The 26584-nt window shown below is 65.8% G+C and carries 21 protein-coding genes; 12 read left to right on the top strand and 9 right to left on the bottom strand.

The window, feature by feature from the left end; genetic code table 11:
* Positions 1 to 128 precede the first annotated feature (128 nt).
* Positions 129 to 1706: a class I adenylate-forming enzyme family protein gene (locus ACIGJB_RS01985; protein WP_483731153.1), complete on the top strand. Its 1578-nt coding sequence runs from the start codon at positions 129 to 131 to the stop codon at positions 1704 to 1706.
* A gap of 827 nt (positions 1707 to 2533) precedes the next feature.
* On the opposite strand, the gene ACIGJB_RS01980 is transcribed toward ACIGJB_RS01985, so the two are convergent.
* The 3 genes from ACIGJB_RS01980 to ACIGJB_RS01970 all read right to left on the bottom strand — a co-directional run bounded on the left by ACIGJB_RS01980 (position 2534) and on the right by ACIGJB_RS01970 (position 5317).
* On the bottom strand, positions 2534 to 3691 hold the full coding sequence (locus ACIGJB_RS01980; RefSeq protein WP_483731152.1) for an iron-containing alcohol dehydrogenase: 1158 nt from the start codon (positions 3689 to 3691) through the stop codon (positions 2534 to 2536).
* An 85-nt stretch (positions 3692 to 3776) separates the two neighbouring features.
* Positions 3777 to 4199, bottom strand: coding sequence for a hypothetical protein (locus ACIGJB_RS01975; RefSeq protein WP_483731151.1), 423 nt, complete (start codon positions 4197 to 4199; stop codon positions 3777 to 3779).
* Positions 4200 to 4231: 32 nt separating this feature from the next.
* Positions 4232 to 5317, bottom strand: a complete 1086-nt coding sequence (locus ACIGJB_RS01970; RefSeq protein WP_483731150.1) for an MBL fold metallo-hydrolase — start codon at positions 5315 to 5317, stop codon at positions 4232 to 4234.
* A 514-nt stretch (positions 5318 to 5831) separates the two neighbouring features.
* Between ACIGJB_RS01970 and ACIGJB_RS01965 the strand changes: the two genes are divergently transcribed.
* Both ACIGJB_RS01965 and ACIGJB_RS01960 read left to right on the top strand, forming a co-directional pair.
* Entirely contained in the window at positions 5832 to 7010 is a 1179-nt protein-coding gene (locus tag ACIGJB_RS01965) for a porin (RefSeq protein WP_483731149.1), read from the top strand.
* Between the two features lie 114 nt (positions 7011 to 7124).
* Positions 7125 to 9194 carry an alkyl/aryl-sulfatase gene (locus tag ACIGJB_RS01960; protein ID WP_483731148.1) on the top strand — a complete coding sequence of 690 codons (2070 nt, stop codon included), beginning with the start codon at positions 7125 to 7127 and terminating at the stop codon, positions 9192 to 9194.
* A gap of 199 nt (positions 9195 to 9393) precedes the next feature.
* Here ACIGJB_RS01960 and ACIGJB_RS01955 read toward each other — a convergent pair whose 3' ends face one another.
* Together ACIGJB_RS01955 and ACIGJB_RS01950 are read right to left on the bottom strand one after the other, a co-directional pair.
* The gene (locus tag ACIGJB_RS01955; protein WP_483731147.1) at positions 9394 to 9951 is read right to left on the bottom strand and encodes a single-stranded DNA-binding protein; all 558 of its coding nucleotides are present in this window, start codon (positions 9949 to 9951) and stop codon (positions 9394 to 9396) included.
* A gap of 268 nt (positions 9952 to 10219) precedes the next feature.
* On the bottom strand, positions 10220 to 11470 hold the full coding sequence (locus ACIGJB_RS01950; RefSeq protein ID WP_483731146.1) for an MFS transporter: 1251 nt from the start codon (positions 11468 to 11470) through the stop codon (positions 10220 to 10222).
* Between the two features lie 411 nt (positions 11471 to 11881).
* Between ACIGJB_RS01950 and uvrA the strand changes: the two genes are divergently transcribed.
* Both uvrA and ACIGJB_RS01940 read left to right on the top strand, forming a co-directional pair.
* A complete protein-coding gene (gene uvrA, locus ACIGJB_RS01945) occupies positions 11882 to 14746 on the top strand; it encodes an excinuclease ABC subunit UvrA (protein WP_483731145.1) in 2865 nt (954 codons plus the stop codon).
* A gap of 99 nt (positions 14747 to 14845) precedes the next feature.
* A complete protein-coding gene (locus ACIGJB_RS01940) occupies positions 14846 to 15331 on the top strand; it encodes an adenosine-specific kinase (RefSeq protein ID WP_483731144.1) in 486 nt (161 codons plus the stop codon).
* 1 nt (position 15332) lies between these two features.
* Here ACIGJB_RS01940 and ACIGJB_RS01935 read toward each other — a convergent pair whose 3' ends face one another.
* From ACIGJB_RS01935 to ACIGJB_RS01925, 3 genes are all read right to left on the bottom strand, one after another.
* Entirely contained in the window at positions 15333 to 17024 is a 1692-nt protein-coding gene (locus ACIGJB_RS01935) for a Na/Pi cotransporter family protein (RefSeq protein ID WP_483731143.1), read from the bottom strand.
* A gap of 165 nt (positions 17025 to 17189) precedes the next feature.
* Complete coding sequence (locus tag ACIGJB_RS01930) at positions 17190 to 17801, bottom strand: LysE family translocator (RefSeq protein ID WP_483731142.1); 612 nt, start codon at positions 17799 to 17801, stop codon at positions 17190 to 17192.
* A gap of 52 nt (positions 17802 to 17853) precedes the next feature.
* Complete coding sequence (locus ACIGJB_RS01925; protein WP_483731141.1) at positions 17854 to 18426, bottom strand: adenine phosphoribosyltransferase; 573 nt, start codon at positions 18424 to 18426, stop codon at positions 17854 to 17856.
* 174 nt (positions 18427 to 18600) lie between these two features.
* On the opposite strand from ACIGJB_RS01925, the gene ACIGJB_RS01920 reads away from it, so the two are divergent.
* Entirely contained in the window at positions 18601 to 19179 is a 579-nt protein-coding gene (locus ACIGJB_RS01920; RefSeq protein ID WP_483731140.1) for a DJ-1/PfpI family protein, read from the top strand.
* Between the two features lie 57 nt (positions 19180 to 19236).
* Entirely contained in the window at positions 19237 to 19620 is a 384-nt protein-coding gene (locus ACIGJB_RS01915) for a ribbon-helix-helix domain-containing protein (RefSeq protein WP_483731139.1), read from the top strand.
* Between the two features lie 26 nt (positions 19621 to 19646).
* On the opposite strand, the gene ACIGJB_RS01910 is transcribed toward ACIGJB_RS01915, so the two are convergent.
* Positions 19647 to 21626, bottom strand: coding sequence for a monovalent cation:proton antiporter family protein (locus ACIGJB_RS01910; protein ID WP_483731138.1), 1980 nt, complete (start codon positions 21624 to 21626; stop codon positions 19647 to 19649).
* A 138-nt stretch (positions 21627 to 21764) separates the two neighbouring features.
* On the opposite strand from ACIGJB_RS01910, the gene ACIGJB_RS01905 reads away from it, so the two are divergent.
* The 5 genes from ACIGJB_RS01905 (at position 21765) to ACIGJB_RS01885 (ending at position 26536) form a co-directional block, all read left to right on the top strand.
* Positions 21765 to 22748, top strand: coding sequence for a KpsF/GutQ family sugar-phosphate isomerase (locus ACIGJB_RS01905; protein ID WP_483731137.1), 984 nt, complete (start codon positions 21765 to 21767; stop codon positions 22746 to 22748).
* 25 nt (positions 22749 to 22773) lie between these two features.
* Positions 22774 to 23400, top strand: coding sequence for an LPS export ABC transporter periplasmic protein LptC (gene lptC, locus ACIGJB_RS01900; RefSeq protein ID WP_483731136.1), 627 nt, complete (start codon positions 22774 to 22776; stop codon positions 23398 to 23400).
* An 87-nt stretch (positions 23401 to 23487) separates the two neighbouring features.
* A complete protein-coding gene (gene lptA / locus ACIGJB_RS01895) occupies positions 23488 to 24129 on the top strand; it encodes a lipopolysaccharide transport periplasmic protein LptA (protein ID WP_483731135.1) in 642 nt (213 codons plus the stop codon).
* Between the two features lie 29 nt (positions 24130 to 24158).
* Positions 24159 to 24959 (top strand): LPS export ABC transporter ATP-binding protein, encoded by an 801-nt coding sequence (lptB, locus tag ACIGJB_RS01890; RefSeq protein ID WP_483710340.1) that lies wholly within the window; start codon positions 24159 to 24161, stop codon positions 24957 to 24959.
* A 98-nt stretch (positions 24960 to 25057) separates the two neighbouring features.
* Positions 25058 to 26536, top strand: coding sequence for an RNA polymerase factor sigma-54 (locus tag ACIGJB_RS01885; RefSeq protein WP_483731134.1), 1479 nt, complete (start codon positions 25058 to 25060; stop codon positions 26534 to 26536).
* The last annotated feature ends 48 nt before the right edge of the window (positions 26537 to 26584 follow it).

Here is a 26584-nt window from a genome sequence, read left to right as displayed (position 1 = left end):
CTCGCATGGGGAGGGGCGGCCCTGGCGCGGCACCGTCCCCTCTCCTCAGGGGAGGGGCATGACGAAAAACGGCACTCCTACACTGCTCCGGCAAGACCACCAGAAGAAAACCACGGAGACAGACAGCGATGAACATGGACTTCGCCCGCGCGATGGGGCAGGTGGCCGCGCAGTTCGCCGACCAGGAGGCCCTCGTCAATATCGAGCGCGGCCGGCGCTACCGCTTCCGCGAGCTGCATCAGTTGACCAACCGCATCGCCAACATGATGCTTACGCGCCTTGGCCTGCGCCTCGGCGATGTCGCGCTCTGCATCCTGGAGAACGACAACCTGTCGCTGCTGCATGCCTGGACCGCCTTCAAGGGCGAAGCCGCCGTCGCGCATACCAATATCCGCGACGCCTTCGACGAGCATCGCTGGCAGGTGGAGTTCATCCGCCCGAAGGTCGTGTTCCTGGAAACGCCGCTGCTCGATCGCTATGCCGACATGCTGCGCGAGCGCGGCGTGACCGTGGTGTGCATGGACGCCCCGCCGGAACCGCGCGATGGCGTGCATGTGTTCTGGGATCTGCTCGAAGGCATCTCCGATGCCGCACCGGGGGTGCAATCCGATACGCAATCCGACATCCTGATCTACCGCTTCACGGGGGGCACCACAGGCCGCAGCAAGTGCGCGCAGTACACCATCGACAACTGGCTTGCCGCGCGCGACACCATGTATGCCGACCCGGAGCAAAGCGTGGCGCTGAACCAGCGCACGCGCTACCTGCATATCGCGCCGGTCAGCCATGGTTCCGGCCTGTCGTTCCTGCCGACGCTGTTCCGCGGCGGCTGCACGCTGACGCAGAACGCGGCCGACCTCAAGGCGTGGTGCCGCAATGTCGAGACAGAGAAGGTGACCACCACGCTGATGGTGCCCACGCTCGTCAACATGCTGCTGGATCTTCCCGAGGCGTCCGCGCACGACTTGTCCAGCCTGCGCACGCTCTACTACGGCGCGGCACCCATGAGCCCGGCCAAGCTGGGCCAGGCGCAGCAGCGCTTTGGCAACATCTTCTTCCAGCTCTATGGCGCGACCGAATGCGCGCAGGCGGTCTGCACGCTGACGCAGGCCGACCATCTGACAGCGGTGGAGACCGGGCGGCTCGCTTCGGCTGGCCGACCGACCGTTGGCATCGAGATGCGGATCGTCGATGAGGCGGGCAACGATGTCCCATCTGGCGCCACCGGTGAAATCTGGCTGCGTGGCCGCGGCACGATCAACGGCTACTACGGCAACCCGGAAGGCACGGCGTCGGAGTTCTCCGATGGTTTCTGGAAATCTGGCGACCTGGGCTATGTCGACGACGCCGGCTATGTGTTCATCGTCGACCGCAAGAAGGACATGATCATCAGCGGCGGCTTCAACGTCTATGCCGTCGAGGTGGAGGCATCGCTCAATGCCCATCCTGCTGTGTTCATGTCGGCCGTGGTCGGCGTTCCGCATGACAAGTGGGGGGAAGCCGTGCACGCGGAGGTGGTGCTGCGGCCGGGCGCGGAAGTTGAAGCCGAGGCGCTGATCGAACACGTCAAGGACCGGCTCGGGCGCTTCAAGGCACCCAAGACGGTTGCCATGGTCGAGGCGCTGCCGGTCAGTGCGGTCGGCAAGGTCCTGCGCCGGCGGGTGCGAGAGAAATACTGGGCGGAACAGCCCAGGCAAGTGTCCTGAGCTACGTCTGGCGGCAGACGGCACGGCTTCGGGGGAGGTAGCGTTGCCGGCCTGCCGCCATCACAGTCTTCGCGCTTGATCTCCGCGTTGATTTGGCGCTCCGGCTTCGTGCCGGAGTTTTTTTTGGGTTCTTCGGCGAACTGCGGGGACGTTGTGCTTGGCAGGCGCAGCTGTTTCGCAGGCGCAGCCTGCGAGTCACTTTTTGTCCGAGCGACAAAAAGTAACCAAAAAACGCGTCGCTTGCCCTCACGGGCGAATATTGATCGTAGTGTGCGACGAATTTCGTACGGGTACTCGCTTCAGAGTCTGCCCCGCTGCCTGCCGCGTGGTGCGCGCCCGTATGTAGGCTCTCCCACAATGATTGAACGAGCCCTGAACCTGTCCGTGGCCCGCCAGTGGGCGCGATATCGCATCATCGCCTACGGCTGCTGCGCGGCTCAGTAAAAACCAAAAAAGCGGGTAACGGAAGCACCGTCGGCAGCGCCGCTGATGCCCTGACTAACCGACTAGTGAGACGCGTAGCAGCCGAAGGCGATGATGCGATGACGGTGGAAGCAGGGGCCACGGACAGGTTCGGGGCTGGTTCAATCACGGCTTGAAAGCCTGCATGCGGACGCGCACCATGCGGCAGGCAGCCAGGCACGCTCTGAAGTTCATACCCGTACAACACCCTCAGCACGCTACGATCAATATTCGCCCGTTAGGGCAAGTAAACGCGTTTTTTGGTTACTTTTTGTCGCTCGGACAAAAAGTGACTCGCCGGCTACGCCGGCGAAACAGCAGCGCCTGCCAAGCAAGACGTTCCCGCAATTCAGCAAGGGCCCGACTCAATATGCAGCCTGGTAGATAGCCAGCGCGTCAGCTTCCGTGAGAGGCCGCGGATTGTTGACCAGCAGCCGTGTCTGCAGCATCGCATCTTTCGCCAGGCGAGGCAGATCGGACTCGCCGACACCGACATCCCGCAGGCGCCGAGGAATTCCCGTCGCTTCGATCAGGCTCTCCAGGTGGCCTGTCAGCTTGCCAGCCAGTTCGCTCTCACTGCCCTTCGCATCGGGCAGCATGACCCGTGCCAGTTCCGCGTAAAGATCCGCGGCCGCGGGCGCATTGAACCGAAGCACGTGCGGCAGCACCAGCGCATTCGACAAGCCATGCGGAACATGAAATATCCCCCCGATCGGATAGGCCAGCGCATGCACCGCCGCCACCGGCGCGTTGGCAAACGCCTGCCCGGCGAACATTGCGCCCAGCAGCATCGCCTCGCGGGCTTCACGGTCGCCACCGTCATCGCAGGCGCGCAGCAGATGGCGCGACAGCAGCCGCAACGCCTGATGCGCCAGCATGGTCGATACCGGATTCTTCAAATGCACACTGGTGCAGGCCTCGATCGCATGGACCATGGCATCGATGCCGGTCGCCGCGGTGGCTTCGCGCGGCAGGCCCGTGGTGAGTTCGGCGTCGAGGATGGCCACGTCCGCCAGCAATTGCGGCGCGACCACACCGGTCTTGGTGGTCTCGCCCGTGGTGACAATGGAAACGGCCGTCACTTCCGAGCCGGTTCCCGCGGTGGTCGGCATCTGTACCAGCGGCAGGCGCCCGCCCCGGACCTGCTTCACACCGTAGATTTCCGGCAGCGACTGCTTGCCCGGCACCAGCACCGCGAGCAGCTTGGCCACGTCCATTGAAGAACCGCCACCCAGACCGAGCACGATTTCCACGCCCGCGGACCTGGCACGGTACGCGGCCTGAACCACGATGTGCTCGGGCGGGTCGGCGATCACGTCGTCGATCAACGTGACCTGCCAGCCATTGGATTCGAGATCCGCCAGCGCCGGCGCGATCAAACCGCTGCGGTGCAGGAAACCGTCGGTGACCACGCACAGGCGCGACAGGTCCGGATACTGCTCGCGCAGCAGCGCGCCAAGCCGGCGCGCCACACCGCACTCGACGACGATGGTCGGTACGGTCTGAAAGCGAAACGCGTTCACGATGATGTCTCCTGGGTTCTGTCAGCCCAGGCTGCGGGAAATGATGAGCTTCTGGATATGGCTGGTGCCCGCGCCGCATCGTTGATCAGGATCTGTTGCTCGGTGAGAAGTGCTGTGTTGATGTCTGCCATGGCGGTGATCGCTTGATGTCCAGTCGTACGGTGGCGGCGCGCGGCGGTACCGCCGTGCATTCCGCAGGAAACAGGCCCGCTGAGGCCCGGTTGCCAGCCGCAGCATAGAGGTCCACAAGCGCCCTTTCCCCTCCCGTGATTGGAGGGGTCGAGCACACTTGCGAGTGCGGCACGGCTGCAGCGGCGCGAAGGTCCAGCGCACAACGGGCAAGTTCGAGCAGCAGGCTGTGCCGGTCGTCGATCGCGGCATGGGCATGCGCCTCCGATTGTCTGGCCCGATCAGTCCGCCCGGTCCGAACAAGCCGCAGCAGCAGCGCGTCGCGCCGTTGCCGCAACGCCTGGAGCGAGGGCGATACGATGCCGGCGTCATGCGTCATGACATCCTCCGTCCGTTGCGCTCGCGTGCCGCTCAGGCGGCCGTCGGCGATCGCCTGGCGCTGTACCACACCACACCGTCCGCGTCGGCCAGAATCTCCAACTCGCCAAGCGCATTCAGGTAATTCAGGTGAGCCATGGCCTCTCCCGTGGCAAGCGCGTACTGCAGCGCGTCGTCTCCGTTCACGGGAATGGCGAACAGCACGGCAAAGAGGTCGATAACGCGCCGCGGTTCGCGCAGCGCCTCGCGCAGCCGCGCTACGCCGCGCCACAGCGCCTGCTCAAGGCGGTCGATGCGCGCATGGAGTCCTTCGAACGGTTCATTGTGGGCCGGCAGCACCAGCACGTCGGCCGGCACCATGCGCCGGATACGCGCGAGAGACGCTTCCCAGCCCACAAGCGGATTGGCGTCCGGCTCCATCGGGTGCACCGAGACATTGGGCGAGATGCGCGGCAGGACCTGGTCACCGGCAATCAGCACATGCAGATCGCGCGAATACAGGCAAGCATGCTCGGGCGTATGGCCGCGGCCGATCACCACCTGCCAGTCGTGCGCGCCGATGCGCACGACCGCGCCATCCTCCATGCGGCGAAAACTGCGCGGCAGACGCGAGACCATTCTCCCCGCACGGCCAAAACGGCTTCGGTAACCGGCCAGCGCGGCTTCGTCCCAGCCAGCGCGGCGGTAGAATGCGAGCCCTTCGGCCGGGACTTCCTGCCCGACCTCCGCAATCATGGCCAGGCTGTGCAGGTATTCCAGCTGCGTCATCCACAAGCGGCATCCGAAGCGTTCGGTGAGCCATCCCGCCATGCCGACATGGTCGGGATGCTGGTGCGTCACCAGCACGCGCGTAACCGGACGTCCGCCAAGCTGACCTGCCAGCAGCGCTTCCCACGCCTGTGCGGTTTCGGGCGAGAGCACGCCGGTATCGACGATCGCCCAGCCGTCGTCATCGTCGATGGCCCACACGTTGATGTGCTTCAGCACATTGGGCAGCGCCAGCCGCATCCACAGCACGCCGGGAGCGATCTCGAACGCCTGGCCAGGGCCCGGGGCTTCACCGCATGGATAATGCAGCCGTGCGGCCGGGCCGAAGTGTTCGGAATCAGGGCGATACATGGGGACTCCCGCAGTAGAACCATCGCAGCCGACCAGCGGGGCCAAACGGGTTCCGGATCAACATTGCCGGTGGCCTGCACCCTTTGCGCGGCCACCGTCCTTCTGTGCTTGCGATGAAAGGTAGCCCGTGGGCCGATCGCTATGCCCCTCCCTTTCGGACAGGGGGATGGAAACCAGGTGATTGCTCATGCCTGCGCGCTACCGGCCACTGTTGTTGTGTTCTGTCGACACACTGGTGAAATCCCTCACGGCCGCGCGATGCGCACGTGCCATCCTGCGCCATCGTGGCGCACGGCGGTCTCCGGGGACACTGCGTGCCACCGTGGCCGCAGCCGCCCACCCCTCCCCCTCCCTTTTTGATAGGCGAAGCCCAACCGCGCCATCTCTACTGTCAAAGCGCGCTGGCGCCCTGCTGACGGGCAGCGCTGCCGGCGTATCGCACGGACCGCCCGAGACAGGCACAAGCCTGCGTCGACGAAACAGAGACCAAAGGAATAAAAGGAGACTTCGGAGCATGAAGAAATCGCTTATCGCCCTAGCCGCGCTCAGCGCGGTGACAGGGGCGGCGAATGCCCAGACCAGCGTGACGCTGTATGGGGTGATTGACACGGGTATCGAGTACGTCAACCGGGTCGCCTCCGCACCGAGTGCCCTGTCGCCGACCAACGCCCTGAGCGGCGTTGCTCCCGCCGGCCCGCGGGTCGGCATGAATGGCAATGGCGGCCTGTCGGCTTCGCGCTGGGGCCTGCGCGGCCAGGAAGACCTCGGCGGTGGCCTGAAGGCCTCTTTCGTGCTGGAAAGCCAGTTCACGCCCGATACGGGCGCGTTCGCGGGCAATAGCGGCCTCTTCAACCGGCAGGCGTATGTCGCGCTGGCCAACCAGTACGGCAAGATCGGCTTCGGCAAGCAGTACTCGAGCCTCGCCGAGGGCATGCTGAACTTCTCGCCAACCCGCGCTGCGCCGGCTTATGAGCCGGGCGTGTGGTGGCTGGGCGTGAACTACCGGCCCGCCAACACCGTCAAGTACACGGGCAGCTTCGGCGCGCTGTCGGTGGCGGCCCACTACTCCTTTGGCGCCGGAACGGCGTTGTCGTCGCTCAGCGGCGGCGGCATTCTGTACGGCGGCGGCCTCGGCGAAACACCTGGCGCCTGGAAGGACAACACGGCGTGGGGCGCTTCGGCGACCTATCTGGGCGAGAACATCGGCCTCGGCATCGGCTACGACGAGTGGCATCCGGCCGTGACCGTTGGCAACCCGGGCAAGGTGCGCAAGCTTGCCGCAGCCGGCAGCTATACCACCGGTCCGCTAAAGTTCACCGCCGGATATCGCTGGGGCGAGCAGACCTACGCAAACGGCAACACCGGCATGCGCGACGACTACTGGTTCGGCGGCGTGAGCTATCGCTTCACCCCCGCATTCGATGTCCAGCTCGCCTACTTCTACACGAACATCAAGAAGCTGGCGCTGACCAACACCGCTGCGGCGACCAACCCTGCGAATCCGCAGCAAGTGAGCCTGGTGCTGGACTACGCCTTCAGCAAGCGAACCGACGTCTACCTGACCACGGCGTGGGCCCACAACGGCAGCCTCGCCAACGACGGCCCGTTCACCGGCTACCTGTTCAACTACGCCTCGGCGCCGGGCCAGAAGAACATGATCGGCACGATGGCCGGTATCCGTCACGTCTTCTGAGTTCGACGGCATGACATAGTCGCCGCGGGCACGCCGCCAGCCAATGGCGCCGCGGCGGCGACTGTCTCGCGCGAGCACACCGACCTTCCCCCCAACCACATCCAGCAGGAACCCATGGCAGTCCAACGCTTGTCCCGAACTATGCAGCCCTCGGCCCGCAACCGGCGCGCCGGCTCTCCGACCCCCGCGCGCCTGGCCGCCGGCCTGGTGATCGCGGTCCTCGTGCACGGCAACGTGCTGGCGCAAGCGGCGCCCGCGGCCACGCCGCAGCTGGCCACACCCAAGCCCGCGACAGCGGCGACGCGCGCGGCCAACGCCGCGGTACTCAAGGCGCTGCCATTCCAGGACAAGCAGGACTTCGAGGATGCGCAGCGCGGCCTGATCGCCGCGCCGGACCTGACGGAGTTGCGCGCCACGCACGGCAACGTCGGCGCGAGCCTGGCCGCGCTGCGTGCGCAGGTCGACGGCAAGCCGGTGCCCGACACAGTCAACCCGAGCCTCTGGCGCAATTCGCAGTTGCTGGCCAACTACGGGTTGTACAAGGTGACGGACCGCATCTACCAGGTACGCAGTCTTGACCTGGCCAACATGACCTTCATCCAGGGCGATACTGGCTGGATCGTGCTGGATACGCTGAGCTATTCGGAGACGGCCCGCGCGGCGTTCGATCTCGTGAGCAAGTATCTGGGCCAGCGCCCGATCGTGGCGGTGGTCTTCAGCCATTCGCACGGCGATCACTATGGCGGCATCCGTGGCATCGTCAGCGACGCCGACGTCAAGGCCGGCAAGGTGCGCATCGTCGCGCCGGAAGGCTTCATGGAGGAAGCCGTCAGCGAGAACGTGATCGCGGGCAACGCCATGAACCGCCGCGCGGTCTTCATGGGCGGTGCGCCACTGCCGGTGAATCCGCAGGGCCGCCTGGGGGCCGGCCTGGGCGTGTTCGGCGCTCCCGGCACGCTCTCGCTGATGTCGCCCACCGACACGATCTCGAAGGATGGCCAGGAAATGGTCATCGACGGCGTAAAGATGGTGTTCCAGCTTACGCCGGGCACCGAAGCCCCGGCGGAAATGAACACGTGGTTCCCGCAGTTCAAGGCCATGTGGATGGCCGAGAACACCACCAACACACTGCACAACCTGCTGACGCTGCGCGGCGCGCAGGTGCGCGACGCGACCAAGTGGGTCGATGGCGTCAACGCCACCATCGCGAATTACGGAAGCAACATCGAGGTCAAATTCCAGTCGCACCATTGGCCGATGTGGGGCCATGACCGCATCATCAGCTACTTCGAAAAGCAGCGCGACGCCTACAAGTACATCCATGACCAGTCGGTCCGGCTGATGAACGAAGGCTACATCGGCACTGAAATCGCGGAAGCCGTCAAGCTGCCGCCGGAGCTTTCCAACTTCTGGCCGAACCGGGGCTACTGGGGCACGGTCAAGCACAACACGCGTGCCGTGTACCAACGCTATCTGGGCTGGTATGACAGCAATCCGTCATCACTGGATCCGCTGCCCCCGGTGCCTGCGGCGAAGAAGTACGTGGAGTACATGGGTGGCGAGGCGGCGATCCTGGCGCGAGCGCGCAAGGATTTCGACAACGGCGAGTATCGCTGGCTGGCCGAGGCGCTGCGCCAGGTAGTCTATGCCAACCCCGGCAACAAGGAGGCCCGCGAACTGCTGGCGGATACCTACGAACAGCTCGGCTACCAGGCGGAAGCGCCATCGTGGCGAGCCGAATACCTGCAAGGCGCCTACGAACTGCGCAATGGCGTGCCCAACATCCGCCGCATGCAGAGCGCCTCGTCAGACACGGTGCGCGCCATGCCGCCGGAGATGCTGTTCAACTACATGGCGATCCGCCTGAACGGACCGAAGGCGGCAGGCAAGCATATCGTGCTGAACGTGGCGCTGACTGACCTGAACCAGCAGTACGCGCTCGAGGTCAAGAATGGGGTGCTCAACCACTTTCCCAAGGCAAGGCCGAAGGCCGACGTAACGCTGGCCTTGAGCAAGAACGTACTGGAGCGCCTGCAGCGAAAAGACCTGACGATCGAACAAGCGACAGCATCGGGGGATCTGCGCATTGAAGGCAAGCGAGATGCCTTCGTTCAGTTGCTGGCGATGCTCGACACGTTTCCCACGTGGTTCAACATCGTGACACCGAATCCGGAGCCAAGCTGAACGTCCACACAGCAGGTTTGCGTTCAGATTCCTTCTGCCGCCGAATGCCGACGGCAGAAGGAACTCATGCTCATGACAATGCTTTACGGTGTAAAGAAACCCAAAAACGTGTCCGACGAAAATTGACGGTCCAGATGTGAAAAAAGCCCGCTGCAAGCGGGCCTCAAGGTGAATCTTTACGAAACTAAGAACGGCGGCTTTAGAACGGAATATCGTCATCCATATCCTCGAAGCCGTTCGACGGTGCCTGCTGCTGGCGTCGCGCGCCGCCTTGCTGGCCGCCACCGCCCTGGCCACCACCGCCCTGGCCGCCTCGGCCGCCGTAGCCGCCACCGCCACCACCCGACGATTCACGGCTGTAGCCGCCGCCACCGCCACCACCACCGCCGTAGCCGCCTTCATCGCCGCCACCACCAGCGCTCTGGCGCCCGCCCAGCATTTGCATCTGGTCGGCGACGATTTCGGTGCTGTACTTGTCCTGGCCGCTCTGGTCCTGCCACTTGCGGGTGCGAATGCGGCCTTCGATATAGACCGACGAGCCCTTGCGCAGGTACTGGGCCGCGATTTCGGCCAGCTTGCCGAACATCGAGACACGGTGCCACTCAGTGGCTTCCTTCATTTCGCCGGACTGCTTGTCCTTGTAGCGGTCAGTGGTTGCCAGGCGCAGGTTGGTCACGGCGTCGCCGCTGGGCATGTAACGGGTTTCCGGGTCCGCGCCCAGGTTGCCGACGAGAATGACTTTGTTGACCGATGCCATGTGATAGTTCTCCAAAAGCCACGCGCTGTGCTGAAAAGCGTGGCATACGCTCAGTATGTAGATTGAATCGGATTGCTGCAGCTGCGGCGACCACGGGGCCATCCCCTACCAGGATCCCGCAGCCATTGCGACGCTCGTGACGATGTGACGACTGCAAAAGCGACAACGTAAACGAACAACGCGCCCCCGGCCAGATAGTCGGGAGGCGCGGTCATGCTAGGCCATATTCGGCCAGAAACTGTTGCAAAGTGATGCGGCTGACACCGCGTCAGGCTGCCGCCTGTGGACTTGCCTGCCCCCTGGCCGGCGGCGGCTTCATGCTCCAGGCGATTATAAGCCAGACCAGAAGCACCACCGCGCAACCGACGAACACCGCGCTGCGCCCTTCATGCTTGAGCAGCCAGCCGCCCACCGCGCCGCCCAGGAACAGGCCCAGCGCCTGCGTGGTGTTGTAAACGCCGAGCGCCGCACCGCGCGAGGCGGCCGCGTAGCGCGACACCAGCGACGGCTGCATGGCCTCCAGCACGTTGAAGGCGACAAAGAAAAACAGCAGGACGACGACGATCGCCCACAGGCCGTGCACGGCGGCGAACAGCAGCTGGACCGCGGTCATCAGTCCCACCGCGCTCAGCAGCACCGGCCGCACGCGGCCATAGCGCTCCGCGGCCATCATCGGCCCAAGCATCAGCACGAACGACACCAGCACCACCGGCAGGTAGACCTTCCAGTGCTGGTCGAGCGGCATGCCCGCGTCGGCCAGCATGGCGGGCACCACCATGAACATGGCAACCTGCGAGGCGTGCAGCGCCAGCACGCCGACGTTCAGGCGCACGAGGTCCGGATTGAGCAGCACCTGGCGGAACGGCAGCCGGACCGGATGCGGCGGCGGCGGGCTCGGCACCACGAACAGCGTCACGATGATGGCCACGGCGCCCAGCACCGACATCAGCCCGAAGATGCCCGGCATGCCGATGGCATGCAGCAGCGGCGAGGCAATCACCAGCGACAGCGCGAAGGTCAGCCCGATGCTGCCGCCCACCATGGCCATGGCCTTGGTGCGGTGGCGTTCGCGCGTCAGGTCGGCGATGCAGGCCGTGATGGCCGCGGAAATCGCGCCGGTACCCTGCAGCGCCCGGCCCAGCGTGATGCCGAACAGCGTGTGCGAGAACGCGGCCACCAGGCCGCCGGCCACGAACAGCAGCAAGCCGGCCACCATGACCGGCTTGCGGCCGATGCGGTCCGACAGCCAGCCGAGCGGGATGTGCAGGAAAGCCTGCATCAGGCCGTAGATGCCCATGGCCAGGCCGACGCGCTGGGCATCATGGCCATCCGGCAGGCCGCGCGCGTACTCCGCGAAGACCGGCAGGATCAGGAACAGGCCCAGCATGCGCAGCGCGAAGATGCTGGCCAGCGAGAGGCTGGCGCGCAACTCGGTACGCGTCATGCGTTCGCGCTGGGGCTCGGTCTTGGAATCGCCGGCAACGGCGGCATCTGGGGAAGAAGACGGGATCGGCGACATGGCGATCGTGGGAATGGGTCAGGCTGGTTGCCGGCGCTGGCGGCAATGGCTGTTTCGATCGGCATCCGGGGCAGAAGTTGCCATCCCGGTCGACCAGGCACGCGCGGCATTCAGCCCGGTTCCCACAGGTGCGCGCCTTGTGCAGGCAACCCGGGAAACCGAAGTTCGGTATATTAACAGGTTTGCTTCTCCGCGCTCCCGGGGTCACCCGGCTGCGGCGGGCGACCGCCGGCGCGTGCATCGGCCGGCAGATCGCGGTGATCGGAACGATCCGCGGCATCGCTCGCGGATGGCGCATAGAGCACCCGCTTTCCAGCAAATTCAGTTTGGGATTTCCGTCAGACCGACTGTCCATGCGCGCCGCGCTGGCCGTCGGCCTGCCCGGCGACGACTTTTCGGCCTTTTGGGCATATGGAAGAAATCAAGATCCGTGGGGCCCGTACCCACAACCTGAAGAACATCAATCTCGACCTGCCGCGCAACCGGCTGATCGTGATTACCGGCCTGTCGGGCTCGGGCAAGTCGTCGCTGGCATTCGATACCCTGTACGCGGAAGGCCAGCGCCGCTACGTGGAATCGCTCTCGGCCTACGCGCGCCAGTTCCTGCAACTGATGGAAAAGCCGGACGTGGACCTGATCGAGGGCCTGTCGCCCGCCATCTCGATCGAGCAGAAGGCCACCAGCCACAACCCGCGCTCGACGGTCGGCACGGTGACCGAGATCCACGACTACCTGCGCCTGCTGTACGCGCGCGCCGGCACGCCCTATTGCCCCGACCACAACCTGCCGCTGCAGGCGCAGAGCGTGGCGCAGATGGTGGATGCCGCGCTGGCACTGCCCGAAGACACCAAGCTGATGATCCTGGCGCCGGTCGTGTCCGACCGCAAGGGCGAGCACTCGGACCTGTTCGACACCATGCAGGCGCAGGGCTTCGTACGCTTTCGCATCCGCTCGGGCGGCGGCACCACGCACGAGGCCGAGGCCAAGGTCTATGAGGTCGACGCGCTGCCCAAGCTGAAGAAGACGGAGAAGCACACCATCGAAGTCGTGGTGGACCGCGTCAAGGTGCGCCCGGACATCAAGCAACGCCTGGCCGAATCGTTCGAGACCGCGCTGCGCCTGGCCGATGGCCGCGCCCTCGCGCTGGAACTCGACACCGGCAAGGTGCACATGTTCAGCTCGCGCTTCGCTTGCCCGATCTGCTCGTATTCGCTGCAGGAACTCGAACCGCGCCTGTTCTCGTTCAACAACCCGATGGGCGCCTGCCCGAGCTGCGACGGCCTGGGCCAGATCACGTTCTTCGACCCGAAGCGCGTGGTGGCCTTCCCGAACCTGTCGCTGGCCTCCGGCGCGATCAAGGGCTGGGACCGGCGCAACCAGTTCTACTTCCAGATGCTGCAGAGCCTGGCGGCCTTCTACGAATTCGACACCGATACCGCGTTCGAAGAGCTGCCGGCCAAGGTGCAGCAGGTGGTGCTGCACGGCTCGGGCGAAGAGGAAATCCCGTTCACCTATATGAACGAACGCGGCCGCACCACGGTGCGCGCGCATGGGTTCGAAGGGATCATCCCGAACCTGGAGCGCCGCTACCGCGAGACCGATTCGGTCGCCGTGCGCGAGGAACTGGCCAAGTACCAGAACAACCAGCCCTGCCCGGTCTGCCATGGCACGCGCCTGCGCACCGAGGCGCGCCACGTCAAGGTCGGCGAAGGCGAGCAGGCGCGCGCCATCTTCGAGATCAACGGCTGGCCGCTGCGCGAGGCGCTGACGTACTTCCTCACGCTCGACATGCATGGCGCCAAGCGCGAGATCGGTGACAAGATCATCAAGGAAATCACCGCGCGGCTGAACTTCCTCAACAACGTGGGGCTCGACTACCTGTCGCTCGAACGCAGCGCCGACACGCTGTCGGGCGGCGAGGCGCAGCGCATCCGGCTGGCCTCGCAGATCGGTTCGGGCCTGACCGGCGTGATGTACGTGCTCGACGAGCCATCGATCGGCCTGCACCAGCGCGACAACGACCGCCTGATCGACACGCTCAAGCATCTGCGCGACATCGGCAATTCGGTGCTGGTGGTCGAGCATGACGAAGACATGATCCGCGCGAGCGACTACGTGGTCGACATCGGCCCAGGCGCCGGCGTGCACGGCGGCATGATCGTGGCCGAGGGCACGCCGCGCCAGATCGAGGACTCGCCCGCTTCACTGACAGGGCAGTACCTCTCGGGCCAGCGACGCATCGAAGTCCCGGGCAACCGCGCGGCGCCTGACGACGAACGCCTGCTGCGCATCGTCAATGCGAGCGGCAACAACCTGCGCAACGTCACGGCGGAGGTGCCGGTCGGGCTGCTGACCTGCATCACTGGCGTGTCGGGCTCGGGCAAGTCCACGCTGATCAACGACACGCTCTACCACGCGGTGGCGCGCCACCTGTACGGCTCCACGGCGGAGCCCGCGCAGCATGACCGTATCGAGGGACTGGAGCATTTCGACAAGGTCATCAACGTCGACCAGAGTCCGATCGGGCGCACGCCGCGCTCGAATCCGGCCACCTATACGGGCCTGTTCACGCCGATCCGCGAATTGTTCGCCGGCGTGCCGTCGGCCAAGGAACGCGGTTACGATCCGGGCCGCTTCTCGTTCAACGTCAAGGGTGGGCGCTGCGAGTCCTGCCAGGGCGACGGCGTGCTAAAGGTCGAGATGCACTTCCTGCCCGACGTCTACGTGCCGTGCGACGTGTGCCACGGCAAGCGCTACAACCGCGAGACGCTGGAAGTCCTGTACAAGGGCAAGAACATTTCCGAGGTGCTGGAGCTGACGGTCGAGCAGTCGGTCGAGTTCTTCAGCGCGGTGCCGGTGGTGCGCCGCAAGCTGCAGACGCTGCTCGACGTGGGTCTTGGATATATCCGCCTGGGCCAGTCGGCCACCACGCTGTCGGGTGGCGAGGCGCAGCGCGTGAAGCTGTCGCTGGAGCTGTCCAAGCGCGACACCGGCCGCACGCTCTATATCCTGGACGAACCCACCACGGGCCTGCATTTCCACGATATCGAACTGCTGCTCAAGGTCATCCACAAGCTGCGCGACCAGGGCAATACCGTGGTGATCATCGAACACAACCTGGACGTGATCAAGACCGCGGACTGGCTGATCGACATGGGTCCCGAAGGCGGTGCCGGCGGCGGGCAGGTGATTGCGCGCGGCACGCCGGAGGATGTGGCGAAGAGCAAGGCGAGCTTTACGGGGAAGTATCTGAAGCCGTTGCTGGCGCGGCCCTAAGCCGCGGCGGCAACGCCTTGCATTCGGTGCCCCAAGGCCTACCATGAACGGCGAGGGACGGCCACAAAGGCCGTCGCCGCCAACACCTGGAGGCCCGCCATGGAACTCCTGTCAGTCCCGGTCACCAAGCCGGAAGCGACCAACTTCATCTTCGGCCAGTCGCACTTCATCAAGACAGTGGAAGACCTGCATGAAGCGCTCGTTGGCACCGTACCCGGCATCCGCTTCGGACTGGCGTTCTGCGAGTCTTCGGGCAAGCGGCTGGTGCGCTGGTCGGGCAACGACGAGGCGCTGATCGACCTGGCCTGCGAGAACGCCCGCACGATCGGCGCGGGACATTCGTTCTTCATCTTCCTGGGCGACGGTTTCTTCCCCGTCAATGTGCTCGGCGTCGTGCGTACGGTGCCGGAGGTCTGCCGGATCTACTGCGCGACGGCAAATCCCACCGAGGTCATCATCGCGCAGACCGATGGCGGTCGGGCCGTGCTGGGCGTGGTGGATGGCGCATCGCCGCTGGGCATCGAGACCGATGCCGATGTCCGTGAGCGGCGGGACCTGCTGCGCAAGATCGGCTACAAGCTCTAGCTTACTGCCGCGCCGCGGTGCTCAGCTGTTGCATCGGCGGTGCGCCGGGCGCATCGTCTTCCCTCATGCGGCTGCGGTTCAGCACACCGGCCTGCTCGAGCACCGGGTAGGCCGTGGCGCAGAACAGCGAGTTCAGGCGCTTGAGTTCGCTGATCACGTCCAGGTGCAGCGAACTCGTCTCTATGCTTTCCGCGGTCTGCACAGCCACACGGTGCAAGTGGGTGCGCGCGTATTTCTGCTCGAGTTCGCGGAAGTTGGCCTTCTCGGCCATCAGCGTCTGCGCGCTCTTGAGATCGCCATTGAGGAACACCGACAGGCCGATCCGCAGGTTGGCCACGAGCCGCGCATGCATCTCGGCGATTTCCTGCATGCCTGCTTCGGAGAACATCAGGTTGTGGGCGATCTTCTTTTCCTTCGCGTCGACCAGCACGCGTTCGATGATGTCGCCCGCGTGTTCCAGGTTGATGGTCAGCGAGATGATTTCCGTCCAGCGCTGGCCGTCGCGCTCGTCCAGCGCTTCCAGGCTGATGCGGGTCAGGTAGAGCTTGATGGCGGTGTAGAGATCGTCCACCTCGTTGTCGATGCGGCAGGTGGCGGTCGCCAGCTTGGCGTCGTTGGTGCGCAGCACGCGCAGCATGTTGTCTAGCATCTGCTCGATGCGGTCGCCGATGCGCAGCACCTCGCGTGCGGCGTTGGCCAGCGCGAGCGTCGGCGTGGGCAAGGCGGCGGGGTCGAGGTGGCGCGGCGTGACCTGGCTTTCGCCGGTGTTCCGGCCGGGCAGCACCGCTTCGCACAGCCTGGCCAGCGGCGCGGTCGCGCCCAGCAGCAGGATGGCCAGCGCCACGTTGAACAACAAGTGGAAATTGACGATCAGGCGCTGCGGATCATGGTCAATCAGCGCGAGCAGGCGCTCGGCCTCGCTCAGGAACGGCAACGCGACCAGGCAGCCGAGCAGGCGCGACAGCAGGTTGCCGAGCGTGACGCGCTTGCCGGGCTGGTTGTTGCCTGACGTGGTCAGCAATGCTGAGATCCCCGACCCGAGGTTCGCACCCAGCACCAGCGCGAGCGCCACATGGATCGACACCACGCCGGCGGAGGCCAGCGCGCCGCAGAACAGCACCACGGCCAAACTCGAATAGCACAGGATGGTCAGGAACGCGCCGATCAGCATGTCCAGCGCCGCATCGCCGGTCAGCGTGCCGAACAGCACCTTGACGCCCGCGGCCTGCACCATGGGGCGCGTGGCGATCGAAATCAGTTCCAGCGCCAGCGTGATCAGACCCAGGCCGATCAATACGCGGCCCACGTGGCCAGGCTTGCTGCCCTTCCAGGACAGGTGGAGGATCACGCCGACGAAGATCAGCAGCGGCGACAGCCACGACAGGTCCAGCGAGAAGACCTGCACCATGATCGCGGTGCCCACGTTGGCGCCGAGCATGATGGCCAGTGCCGGTGCCACGGCGATCAGGCCCTGCCCCACGAAGGAACTGACGATGACGGCGGTGGCGTTGCTGCTCTGGACGAGCCCGGTGACGCCCAGCCCGGCCGCGAAGGCGGTGAACCGGTTGGCGACGCTGGTCGAGAGCACGTGTCGGAGATTGGCGCCATAGACGCGCAGGATCCCGACCTTGACGATGTTCGTGCCCCAGACAAGCAGGGCCACGCCGGATAGAAGATGCAGAAGTACGCCCATCGTGCGCCCCTGTGTGACCGGTGACGGCTACAGCTCGGAGGCTCCGCCCGGTCATCATGTTGTTGTCAAGGACTCATTATGCGCGCGACAGGGGGGCGGGGCAACGCCATGGGGCGTGCAGCGCACGCATGCGGCGCGCCCCGGATGCGTCGGTAAAGCGTCTGTTCAGGGCAGCGCGACCTTGATGCCCAGGCCGACGAAGATCGCGCCGGCCGCGCGATCGAGCCAGCGCCCCGTGGCCGGACGCCGGCGCAGCCATGCACCGAGCCACCCCGCGCACAGGCCGAACAGCGAGAACACCACGGCGGTCTGCAGCATGAACACCAGCCCCAGCAGCACGAACTGCAGCGCCGGGTGCGCGGCGTCCGCATGCACGAACTGCGGCAGGAACACGAGGAAGAACAGCGTGACCTTCGGGTTCATCATGTTGCCCAGCACGCTCTGGCGGAACACTTTGCGCAGCGGCACTGCGGCCACGTCGCCACCTTGCGCAAGCCCGCTCTTCGCGCGCAGTGCCTGGATGCCGATCCAGATCAGGTAGGCGGCGCCCGCATACTTGATCAGCTGGAACGCCAGCGGCGACGAACGCAAGACCGCCGCCAGGCCGACCGCGGCAATCATCGTGTGGAACAAGCAACCGACCGCAAACCCGAGCGCCGCCACCACGCCCGCGCGCCGGCCCTGCGCCATGCCGCGCGCCAGTACTTGCAGGTTGTCCGGACCCGGGGCGAGGGTGATGGCGATCGAGGTCACCAGGAACAGCAGCAAGTCGGGCATGGGGTCTCCGTCGGAATCGATCGTGCGGCTGGCGCGTCAGCGCGTGGCCATATCAGTGGCCGTCGAACCGGCACACCGTGAACAGCGGCAGCCCGCCGTTCTGCAGCAGGCGCGAGCCGCCCAGCTCGGGCAGGTCGACGATCGCGGCGCCCTCCACCACCGTGGCGCCCAGCCGCTCCAGCAGCTTGCGTCCGGCCATCATGGTGCCGCCGGTGGCGATCAGGTCGTCGACCAGCAGCACGCGGTCGCCGGGCTTGCAGGCATCGGCGTGGATCTCGACGGTGGCGCTGCCGTATTCGAGCTCGTACTCCTCGGCCACGGTCTGGAACGGCAGCTTGCCCTTCTTGCGGATCGGCACGAAACCGAGGTTCAGCTCATACGCGACGATGGCGCCGAGGATGAAGCCGCGCGCGTCGATGCCCGCGACCAGGTCGAGCTGCGCATCCATGTAGCGGTGCACGAAGACGTCGATCAGCACGCGCAGGGTCTTGGGGTCCTGCAGCAGCGGCGTGATGTCGCGAAACTGCACGCCGGGCAAGGGCCAGTCCGGCACGGTACGGATGCGGTCGCGCAGGTAGCCGGTGACGTCGCCGAGCTCGGGGGACTGGATGATGGAATCTGCCATGGGAATCGTGAAATGTAGGTTGCGCCACGCGCGCCCCGGGGCAGGCCGGCCGTGGTAACGGGTTACCACCCCGACCGCGAGGGCCGCACGCAAAATGGCCCTGCCGGTGCCATGCCGTGCCATGCCGTGCCAACAAGGCCGGCCGAAACACCCGTAACCATACAGGAGACCGCGATGGCAAAAAAGATTCTGATGCTGGTGGGCGACTTCGCCGAAGACTACGAGACGATGGTCCCGTTCCAGGCGCTGCAGATGGTGGGCCACACCGTGCATGCGGTATGCCCGGACAAGAAAGCCGGCGACAGTTGCGCCACCGCCATCCACGATTTCGAAGGCGACCAGACCTACACCGAAAAGCGCGGCCACAACTTCGCGCTCAATGCGACCTTTTCCGAGATCGATCCGGCCGCCTATGACGCGCTGGTCATCCCCGGCGGACGCGCGCCGGAATACCTGCGCCTGAACGCGCGCGTGCTGGAGATCGTCCAGCACTTTGCCAGCGCCAACAAACCCATCGCGGCGGTCTGCCATGGCGCCCAGTTGCTGGCCGCCGCCGGCGTGCTGGAAGGCCGCGCCTGCTCCGCCTACCCCGCTTGCGCGCCCGAAGTGAAGCTGGCCGGCGGCAAGTATGCGGATATCCCGGTCGACCAGGCCCACACCGACGGCAACCTCGTCACGGCGCCAGCATGGCCCGCGCACCCGGCATGGCTGGCCCAGTTCCTTGCCGTGCTGGGGACGCGGATCGTACATTAGAGGCTTCCGAACACGGCGCGGCCACACCTGGCAGGCGCCGCCAGCACGGGAGTTACGATGTGTGAGATCTTCATCCGCGCCAACCCGCAGTCGTACGAATGCCAGGCGCGATCGCTGCGGCTGCATGGCGTTGCCACGAGCATCCGGCTGGAAAACCTGTTCTGGGAAGTGCTCGACGAACTCGCGCAGCGCGACGGCATGAGCGTCAACCAGCTCATTACCCGGCTGCACGATGAACTGACGGCGCATCGCGGCGACGAGGCGGTGGCTGGCAATTTCTCGTCATTCCTGCGGGTGTGCTGCCTGCGCTACCTGATGCTGCAAGGCGAGGGGCGCATCCCTGCCGACAAGGGCGTTCCGATCCGCTCGCTGGACGCACACGCTGTGTTGGACAGCTTGCCGCCGTCTTGGGTGGAGGCACCGGCAGGAGCGGCGCACTAGGCGCTCGCACGCCGCTGTGATTCCGCTCAGTCGCTGAGGATCCGCGACTCCGCTGCCTCAAGCGCCTCCGGCGTGCCGCGCAGCACGACGATATCGCCCGCTTCGAGCACCGTGTCCGGCTCCGGGTCGAAGGCGCTGATGCCACGGCGGCGCACGGCCGTGACCTCAGCCCCGATCCGCTCCAGTCCCAGCGCCCCGATGCGCCGTCCGACGGACGTCGCGGCCGCCCCGAGCGACACCGAATGCAGGCGCACCGAATCGCGCTCGACCATGTCTTCCTCGTCATCGCGGCCGTGGAAGTAGCCGCGCAGCAGGCTGTAGCGCGCATCGCGCGCTTCCTGCACGCCGCGCAGCACATGCCGCATGGGCACGCCGAGCAGCACCAGCGCATGCGAGGCCAGCATCAGGCTGCCCTCGATGATCTCCGGCACGACTTCGGTCGCGCCCGCCTTCTGCAGCGTGTCGAGCTCCGAATCATCGACCGTGCGCACGATCACCGGCAGCGCCGGCGCCAGTTCCTGCACGTGGTGCAGCACCTTGAGCGCGGACGGCGTGTTCGCGTACGTGACGACAATCGCCGCGGCGCGGTGGATACCTGCCGCGATCAGCGCCTCGCGCCGGCCGGCGTCGCCATAGACCACGGTATCGCCGGCCGCCGCGGCTTCGCGCACGCGGTCCGGGTCGAGGTCGAGCGCCACGTAGGTGATGCCCTCCCTCTCCAGCATATGGGCCAGGTTCTGGCCGCTGCGCCCATAACCGCAGATGATGGCGTGCTTCTCGGTCTGCAGGCTTTGCGCGGCGATGCGGGTCATGTTCAGCGACTGCATCAGCCATTCGTTCGCGGCAAAGCGCAGCACGATGGCGTCGCTGTACTGGATCAGGAACGGCGCGGCCAGCATCGACAGCAGCATCGACGCCAGGATCACCTGGATCAGCACCGGGTCCACGAGGTTCAGCCCGTCGATCTGGTTGAGCAGCACGAAGCCGAATTCGCCGGCCTGCGCGAGCCCCAGGCCGGTACGGATCGCCACGCCCTGGCGCGAGCCGAACAGTCTTGCCAGCACGGCAATCAGCACCAGCTTGAACAGGATCGGCACCGCCAGCAGCAACAGCACCAGCCAGACGTGCTCGAGCACCACCTGGATATTGAGCAGCATGCCGATGGTGACGAAGAACAGCCCGAGCAGCACGTCGCGGAAGGGCTTGATGTCCTCTTCCACCTGGTGCCGGTACGGCGTTTCGGAGATCAGCATGCCGGCCATGAACGCACCGAGCGCCATCGACAAGCCCAGCCGTTCGGTCAGCGCGGCCATGCCGAGCGTGACCAGCAGCAGGTTCAGCATGAACAGTTCCTGCGAGCGCCGCGCCGCCACCACGTGGAACCAGCGGCTCATCAGGCGCTGGCCGAGGAAGAAAATCGCGCCCAGCGCCACGGCGATCTTGGCGGTGGCCAGGCCCAGCGCCACCACCAGGTCGCCCGGATCGCGCGACAGCGCCGGGATCACGATCAGCAGCGGCACCACGGCCAGATCCTGGAACAGCAGCACGCTGATGATGTTGCGGCCGTGCTCGCTTTCCAGCTCCACGCGCTCGGACAGCATCTTCGAGACGATCGCCGTGGACGACATCGCCAGCGCGCCGCCGAGCGCCACCGAAGCCTGCCAGGACAGCGGGAACAGCCAGTTGAACAGCCAGCTCGCCGGCACCACGGCCAGCATCGACAGCACCACCTGGGAGCCGCCCAGCCCGAACACGAGCCGTTTCATGGCGCGCAGCTTGCTCAGGCTGAATTCCAGGCCGATCGAGAACATCAGGAAGACCACGCCGAACTCGGCCAGGTACTTGGTCTGCGCCGTGTCGCTGGCCAGGCCCAGTGCGTGCGGGCCGATCAGGATGCCGACCGCCAGGTAACCGAGCATGGGTGGCAGCTGCAGCATGCGGAACGCGACCACGCCGAATACGGCGGCAGCCAGCAGCACCAGGGTCAGTTCCAGCGGAGAATGCATCAAGATGCTCAGGAAGAACCGGCAGGGCTGGCCGGCGCCGTGCCCCGGCACGGGCGCCCTGCCGGCGGAACACGGCAAGCGCGGCGCTCGCCGGGACGGCCCCGGGCGTCGCCGCATTCGTTGGTATACTTCGTCGCCATGATAGCCAATTTCGATGCGGATCGAGCACTCAGGCTCGCCCGCAGTACCCTCCAGATTGAAGCCGACGCGGTTGCCGCGCTCTCCGGGCGCCTGACCGCCGACTTCGCGCACGCCGTGCAGCTCGTCCTGCAGTGCAGCGGACGCGTCGTGGTGTCGGGCATCGGCAAGTCGGGCCATATCGGCCGCAAGGTGGCGGCCACGCTGGCCTCCACGGGTACGCCCTCGTTCTTCGTGCACCCGGCCGAGGCCAGCCATGGCGATCTCGGCATGGTCACGCGCGAGGACGTGCTGATTGCCTTCTCCAACTCCGGCGAGACCGGCGAGCTGCTGTCGATCATCCCGATCGTCAAGCGCATCGGCGCGCGGCTGATCTCGGTCACCGGCAACCCGGAATCGAACCTGGCCAAGCTGGCTGACGCCCACCTGGATGCCGGCGTGGAAAAGGAAGCCTGTCCGCTGAACCTGGCCCCCACGGCCAGCACCACCGCGGCGCTGGCGCTCGGCGACGCGCTGGCGGTGGCGGTGCTCGATGCACGCGGCTTCGGCGAAGAAGACTTTGCCCGCTCGCATCCGGGCGGCGCACTTGGCCGCAAGCTGCTGACCCACGTGCGCGATGTCATGCGCACTGGCAACGCCGTGCCGGAAGTCCGCGAGAACACGCCGCTGGCCCAGGCACTGATGGAAATCACGCGCAAGGGCATGGCCATGACCGCGGTGGTCGACCCGGACGGCATCGCCATCGGCGTGTTCACCGACGGCGACCTGCGCCGCCTGCTGGAAACCCCGCGCGACTGGAAGACCGTGCCGATCGGCGAGGTGATGCACCGGAACCCGCAAGTGGTCCATGAAGACCAGCTCGCCGTCGAAGCCGTGCAGGTCATGGAGGCCAACCGCATCAACCAGCTGCTGGTGGTGGACCATGACGGGCGCCTGGTGGGCGCGCTGCACATTCACGACCTGACCCGCGCCAAGGTCATCTGAAGCGCACCGCGAACGCAACGAGACCATGCAGGCACTCCTGTCCTCCCTCACCGGGATCGTCCTGCGGCTGCTGCCGCTGCTGCTGATGGCCGTGGTGGCCGGGAGCACGTTCTGGCTGGTGCAAGTCAATACGCAGCAGGAAGGCACCAAGGCGCCGACCGTGCGCAAGCACGAGCCCGACTACTACATGGAGCGTTTCTCGGCCACCGAACTCGCGCAGGACGGCAGCACCAAGATGCGCTTCACCGGCGACAAGATGGTCCATTACGACGACGACCAGACCTACGAGTTCACCCGTCCCGCCATGCGCGCCTACCAGCCCGAGCGTCCGCCGGTCACCGCGCGCGCCGATCGCGGCCGCATGAATGCCGAAGGCTCGGTGATCGACCTGTACGGCAACGGCTTCATCGAGCGGCAAAAGGGCGCCGATGCCGCAAAGGACCCGCTGATGACGGCCGCGTCGGAGTACTTCCAGGTCCTGGTCAATGACGACATCGTCAAGACCGACAAGGCCGTGAAGCTCACGCGCGGCCCGTCGGTCATGACCGCCAACGGGCTGGTCTTCAACAACGTTACCCGCGAAGTACAATTGCTGGGCAACGTACGCGGCACCATCATCACCGGTGCGCCCACCCGGACTCCGGGATCCTGACAACAACAGCCGCCCGCGCCCGACGGGGCGGCACCGCGGACCTGAGCATCGCGCCCGACCCTCCGCTTTTCTGCGACCCTTGCCAACATGATTGCTTCCCTGACGACCCTGTCCCGCCGGAGCGCCGCCCCGCTGCTGCTGGCCGTGGCCACCGCGATTGCCGCGCTGGCGCCGCTGGGCGCCCATGCCGAACGCGCGGACAAGGACAAGCCGCTGGTCCTGGAAGCCGACAACGCCAGCTACGACGACGTCAAGCAGATCTACACGCTGACCGGCAACGTGGTCCTGACCAAGGGCACCATGGTGCTGAAGTCGGACGCGGCCGAGATCCGCACCGACCCCGAGGGCTACCAGTACGCGGTGGCCACGGCCAAGGGCGGCAAGCAGGCCTATATCCGCCAGAAGCGTGAAGGCGTGGACGAGTACATGGACGGCTGGGGCGACCGCATCGAATACGATGGCAAGCAGGAGGTGTCCAAGCTGATCGGCCACGCGCGCATGGCGCGGCTGCAGGGGGCCAAGCTGGTCGACGAGATCCGCGGCGCGGTCCTGACCTATGACAGCCGCAACGAGTTCTACACCGCCGCCGGCGGCGGCGACAACACGTCGGCCGGCAATCCGTCGGGACGCGTGCGCGCCGTGCTCTCGCCGCGCCAGGAGGCCAGCGGTGCGGCCGCCAGCCCGCCCCTCGACCTGAAGTCGGCACCCGCGCCGTCCAGCAAGCCCTGAATCACGCGCCCGAACGCATCACCGCCACCATGACCGATACCGCAATGCTCGCCCCCACGCCCGCTTCCGCCGCTCCCGACGCCCGTGCCGACAGCAGCACGATGGTCGTGCGCCACCTGAAGAAGCGCTACGGGTCGCGCACGGTGGTGAAGGACGTATCGCTCGAGGTGAAGAGCGGCGAGGTGGTGGGCCTGCTCGGCCCCAATGGCGCGGGCAAGACCACGTCGTTCTACATGATCGTGGGCCTCGTCGCGCTGGACGAGGGCGATATCGTGCTCGACGGCCAGCACATCAGCGGCCTGGCCATCCACGAGCGCGCGCGCATGGGCCTCTCCTACCTGCCGCAGGAAGCGTCGGTGTTCCGCAAGCTCAATGTGGAAGAGAACATCCGCGCGGTGCTGGAGCTGCAGCTGGTCAACGGCAAGCCGCTGCCGAAGGCCGAGATCGACAGCCGCCTCGATACGCTGCTCGACGACCTGCAGATCGCCCACCTGCGCAACAACCCTGCGCTGTCGCTGTCGGGCGGCGAGCGCCGCCGCGTGGAAATCGCCCGCGCGCTGGCTTCCTCGCCACGCTTCATCCTGCTCGATGAACCGTTCGCCGGCGTGGACCCGATCGCGGTCGGCGAGATCCAGCGCATCGTCAGCTTCCTCAAGGCGCGCAATATCGGCGTGCTGATCACCGACCACAACGTGCGCGAGACGCTTGGCATCTGCGACCACGCGTACATCATCAGCGAAGGCACCGTACTCGCATCGGGCCAGCCCGACGAAATCATCGCCAACGAGTCGGTGCGCCGCGTCTACCTGGGCGAAAACTTCCGCATGTGAAGCCGGGGCGGCAGGTGCGCTTGGCAGAGACGATCAGGCAGCATCAGCGATAGCAATTTCCGTTCCAACATCGGTTGGATGCGCATAGAATAGGTCGCATGAAACCGTCGCTACAGCTCCGTCTCTCCCAGCATCTGGCACTCACGCCGCAACTGCAGCAGTCGATCCGGCTGCTGCAACTTTCTACGCTTGAGCTGCAGCAGGAAGTCGAGCAGGCCTTGACGGAAAACCCGCTGCTGGAGCGCGAGAACGACTGGATCGACAGCCCGCTGCGCGTGGCGGCCGATGGCTCGGTCAACCTGCAGAGCGCACCCGCGCCCGCACCGGCCGAACCGCAGGGCAACAGCGACGCGAACGCCAGCAGCCCGGCCAGCGAGGATGAGAGCTATAGCGACAGCGGTAGCGAAGATTACGGCAGCGACTGGAGCCTGGACGATTTCGCGCGGCGCCCGCAGGGTGAGGACGACGAGAAGACGCCCATGCAGCTGCGCGACGCCGAACCCACCCTGCGCGAACACCTGATGGAGCAGCTCGCGCCGCTGAAGATCTCGACGCGCGACAAGGGCCTGGCGATCTTCCTGATCGAATCGCTCGACGACGATGGCTACCTGAGCGCGTCGCTCGACGAGATCTGCACCGAGTTGCCCGAGGAACTCGAATTCGAGGTCGACGAATTGCAGGCGATCCTCACGCTGCTGCAAAGCTTCGACCCGCCCGGCGTGGGCGCGCGCAATGCCGCCGAATGCCTGAGCTTGCAACTGCGCCGGCTGCAGCATCCGCAGCGCGAGCTGGCGCTCTCGATCGTCAACCATCATCTCGAACTGCTTGCCGTGCGCGACTACACGCGCCTGAAAAAAGCACTGCAGGTGGATGAAGCAGCGCTCAAGGCCGCGCATGAACTGATCCGCTCGCTCGCGCCCTACCCGGGCCACGCATACAGCCGCCCTGAAGCGGACTTCGTGGTGCCCGACGTATTCGTGCGCAAGGGCGGCGGCGGCTGGATCGCGCAGCTCAATCCGGATGTGATGCCGCGCCTGCGCATCAACGACATGTACGCGCAGATCCTGCGTGGCGCCAAGGGAGAATCCGGTGCCGCGGGGCTGCAGCAAAAGCTGCAGGAAGCGCGCTGGCTGATCAAGAATATCCAGCAAAGGTTCGACACGATCCTGCGAGTTTCGCAGGCGATTGTCGAGCGTCAGAAGAACTTCTTCACGCACGGGGAAATCGCGATGCGCCCCTTGGTTTTGCGGGAGATTGCCGATACACTGGGATTACACGAGTCAACCATATCCCGGGTGACGACCAATAAATACATGGCAACGCCGATGGGTACTTTCGAACTGAAGTACTTTTTTGGCAGCCACGTTTCCACCGAAACCGGTGGGGCGGCTTCCTCAACGGCGATCCGCGCCTTGATCAAGCAACTTATAGGAGCCGAAGACCCGAGGAGTCCTCTTTCCGACAGCCGAATTGCCGAATTGCTGGGTGAACAAGGCTTCGTTGTCGCGCGCCGTACCGTCGCCAAGTATCGCGAAGCCCTGAAGATCCCTGCTGTCAATCTCCGCAAGACTTTGTAGCCGAGTTGCACCGCCTGCCTGGTGCAGCTCTTTCAGAAGGAGAAGCGC

The sequence above is a fragment of the Cupriavidus sp. C2SS-8b genome (assembly GCF_057073745.1).
This window is presented reverse-complemented; position numbering and strand designations above follow the sequence as displayed.